The organism is Streptomyces chiangmaiensis, from assembly GCF_036281785.1.
Lineage (GTDB): Bacteria > Actinomycetota > Actinomycetes > Streptomycetales > Streptomycetaceae > Streptomyces > Streptomyces chiangmaiensis.
Window position 1 is genome coordinate 1 of record NZ_JAYWVC010000407.1, and the last position, 3767, is coordinate 3767.

A 3767-nucleotide genomic window follows, 5' to 3' on the forward strand; every position below is an offset into this window, starting at 1 on the left:
GTGACCATCGGGGGTTGTGTGGACTCGTGAAGGAGTGGGCACCCGCACATTCCCGGCGAAATCCTGAGGCAAACAATTACCGGCTGCTGTGGAGGGCCGTACGGAACCCTGCTTCAAGCTCACTCGCCTGGGTGGTAAGTCGCACCATCGATTCCGGCGGCCAGTCGCATCGGCCTGCATTGGCTCAGGCAGGCGGCGGGGCGCCGGGCGAGGTCTGTTCGGCGGGCTGGTCCAGTTGCTGCTGTCGACGGCGGTGCTCGTTGCGGAGGGCTTCGACGCGGGGCAGTCGACCCGGTACCCCATCATCTTGGTTTTCCCGGGTGTTGGGGTACCGGCGCATACGAAAACTGGGAGGCGCCGAGCGGGCGCCTCCCAGTCGAAGTCAACGGCGAGGAAAGCGAAAGGACTCGTTTCAGGAAAGGAGTTGAGAAGGAAGCCCCTTCATGGCCTCGCCGTGGGCAACGCTAGCACTCAGCCCGGGATCAAGTCGCGCAGATTTTCGAGGGTGATGATCCGTGAGTCCGGATGCAGTCCCTCGGGACGTTCGAGGCCGATGTACATGACGGGCTCGTCCGGGACCGGCTCGCCGTCCCACAGGTCCACGGTCGTGGTGTCGCCGGACATCAGGTCGATCAGGTACCCCACCGTCAACTGCTCGCGCTCCACGATGGCGCGCACCACCTTCGACACGGATACCTGGTTCTCCTCGACCCGGTTGGCCGACGAGATGCCCTTCAGATAAAGGTGCAGCCACTTCGCGCGCCACCGGCCGTCGTCCCCGCGCTGGAACACCAGCGGCAGCGCCACCCGGCCCACCCCACGCAGCTCCGACTTCATCCGCACTGTGCGCGGCTCGAACGGCCGGCCCTTGTGCTCACCGTCGCGCAGCATGAAGCCGAAGAACGATTCCTCGACCTCCTCGAAGCTTTCGCCGGCGTAGATGTTGACCTGCGGAACGATGAATGTGCTGCGCACTCGGTCCAGGGACAGGCTGATGAACTCCGAGGCCCCGTCGGGCGCCTGGGTGATGTCGCCCGAATGCTCGCCCCCGACGGCCTTGAGGGACGTGTAGGAGAGCCAGGAATCGGTGCTGTAGTCGGTGTGGAGAAGCAGCGCCGACAGGTCGTAGTCGGTCCGGTCCTTGGTCTCTTTCCAGTACACGAAGAAGCGCAGCTGTTCGCCGTCGACCGCGGAGATCGACCCTCGCGGGAGTACGCCGAGCCCGGCCGCGGTTGCCCGGCCGCTGAGCGGAAGCGCCACGTCGAGGACATCGGGGTCGAGCAGCAGCCGGCCTGGCGCCGGGAGCCGACGACGCATCTCGGCGTCGAGGGCGGCGATCAGACGATCGCGGTCGGCGGCCGGTACCGGCGGTCGGAAGTCGGGGGTCACCCAGGCGCGGCCCCGGCGGTTGACGAAGATCCGGGGTTCGTCGCTCTCACGTGCCCGGTTGTGGAGATGCTCGCGCACCGAGAGCACGACCCGGCCGGAGACGTCGGGAGCGACCTGCACCGCGGCGGCCACCACCGCGTCCCGTTCCTCCTGGTCGGCGGCGATGCGCAGCAGGAGGTCCAGAGCGCGGAACAGCTTGCCGGGAGCGGTCTTCAGCAGCTTCACCGCACCGAGGACGTCAAACGCGTCGAGCAGCTTCTCGATCCGGCTGTCGAAGGACCGTGCCTGTTTCTCGCCCCGCGCGACTGCGAACACATCGGCGGCGTGCGGCCAGCGCGGGTACTCGTGCGGGTGCAGGCGCTCGCCGAGCCGCTTGAAGGGCTCCCGGTGCGCGTGCACATCGGCGAGCTTCGCGGGGTTCGCCGCGACCACGGCGTCGAGACCCGCGAGCAGTCCCCGGCGCAGCGGCCGCGACAGCGCCCGAAACCGGGTCGGCTCCTGCAGCGTCACGTCGCCGCCCGACAGCGCGCAGGCCAGCCGCAGCACATCGGTGACGGTGTCGAGGAGGAGGTCCGCTTTGACGCCGAGCCGGGCCTCGTTGATGACCGCCCGGTTCTCCCGGACCGGGATCGCCTCCGGCTGGGGGCCGAGCGCGCACCGCTCGGCGAGGGCCTTGAGGTCGCGCAGGTCGTCCTCGCCCAGCGGGGTCGTGCTGCCGGCCAGGGCCAGGTACAGGTCAGTGAGTTCGTCGTCCAGGTCCCGGCCGAGATGCAGGACGGTGACCCGATCGCCTGCCGAGGCGATCAGGTTGTCCTGCGCTGCGAGCATTTCCTCGTAGGTGTGCTGGTACCGGCCGTACGTGGGGAGGCTGAGCAGGTCCAGCACCCCACGCCCCAGCTGCGTCAGCACGTTCTCGCGCGACTTCTCGTCGCTGAGCGCTTTCGCCACGCACTGCATCCAGAACTCTTCGGTGTCTGGCACGTTCGCCGGGAAGTCGATGAAGTACGAGTTGTGCCGGACGTGGTCGCCCACCATCTCGCTCACGGTGCGCAGCGTCCGCTTGGCGGTGTGCACGACCGAGGCCTCGGACAGCCCCGACAGCCGCTCCAGCAGCTCCGCCGAGAGCTTGAAGCCCACGGATGTCAGCGCCGCGTCGAACTGCCGTGCGGCGATAGCTCCTTCCCCGGCGGAGCCCTTGGGGGAGGAAAGGCGGTGGGTGTGCCGGATGACCAGCGATTCGAGACTGTGCGCCATTCGGGGATGATCGCAGAGGTGCACGAGCCGGTGCACAGGAGTTTTTATACGCGCATCGACGCTGTGACCACACCTGCCACAGCAAGATCATCTCACCCGCGAGCGACAGTTGCGGGACAGCCCTTAGACTAACGTCCCGGACCAAATGAGATGACTTCTTAATGACCCGGTCAAGGTCCTGCGACGGCAACTGGCAGGGTCGTGAAGGGGCGGTTGTCGCGTAGGAGGGCCTAGGGGACGTCGACGCGTCGACGGTCGAGGTGCACTGGTGGTCAGGTCCAGCGCATGTCGAGTGCTTCGAGCGCATCGAGCTGTTCCCTGGTCAGACACCCCATGTCGTTTGGTGTCAAGCGGCTTGGGGTTGGGCGTGGTGCGACCATGCGGTCGCTTCGTCGTAGTGGGTGCGGGTTTTGAGGCAACCGTGAAGGATGCCGACGAGGCGGTTGCCGAGCTGGCGGAGGGCGGGGTTGTAGCCGGCCTCGCGTGCTCGTTGTTTGTCGTAGTAGCGGCGGGCGCCGGGTGAAGCCCGCAGGGCGGCGAACGCCTGGCGCTGGAGGGCGTCGGCAAGGCGGTTGCTGCGGACGTAGCGGGCCTGGACGGTGTGGCTCTTTCCGGAGGCCCGGGTCACGGGGCTGGTGCCGGCGTAGTTCTTGCGGGCCTTCGCCGACGTGTAACGGGTGGGGTCGTCTCCGAACTCGGCGAGCACCCGGGCGCCGGTGATCTCCGCGATGCCGGGCATCGAGAGGTAGATCTCAGCGTCCGGGTGCGCGAGAAAATGGGCCTTCACCTGCACTTCCATCGCGGCTATCTGTTCGTTCAGCGCGATGATCAGCCGTGCGTGAGCGGTGGCCGCGGCCGCGTAGGCGGTGGTGACCGGCTCGGGCAGGCCGAGTTGCGGCTGACGCAGGGCGGTCTGGATCGTGTTCGCCTTCGCCTCGCGGTTGTGGCTGCGATGACGGGCCAGGACGGCGGTGATCTGGGAACGGGTCAGCTTTGCCCCGGCTGCCGGGGTGGGCGCCTTGATCAGCAGTTCCAGAGCGTCTGTGCTGGTCAGTTCCAGGTCCGCATAGGCGGACAGAGCGGCGGGGAAGTACTCGCGCAGCGTGGTCCGCAGCCGCTGGAAA

At 67.6% G+C, this 3767-nt stretch carries 2 protein-coding genes; both read right to left on the minus strand.

What is annotated here, in order from left to right; translation table 11 throughout:
• Positions 1-471: 471 nt before the first annotated feature.
• Complete coding sequence (locus VXC91_RS43375) at positions 472-2643, minus strand: TerD family protein (protein WP_329512856.1); 2172 nt, start codon at positions 2641-2643, stop codon at positions 472-474.
• 346 nt (positions 2644-2989) lie between these two features.
• Positions 2990-3767: transposase (locus VXC91_RS43380; RefSeq protein ID WP_329512857.1), on the minus strand; the 778-nt coding region annotated here is incomplete at its 5' end.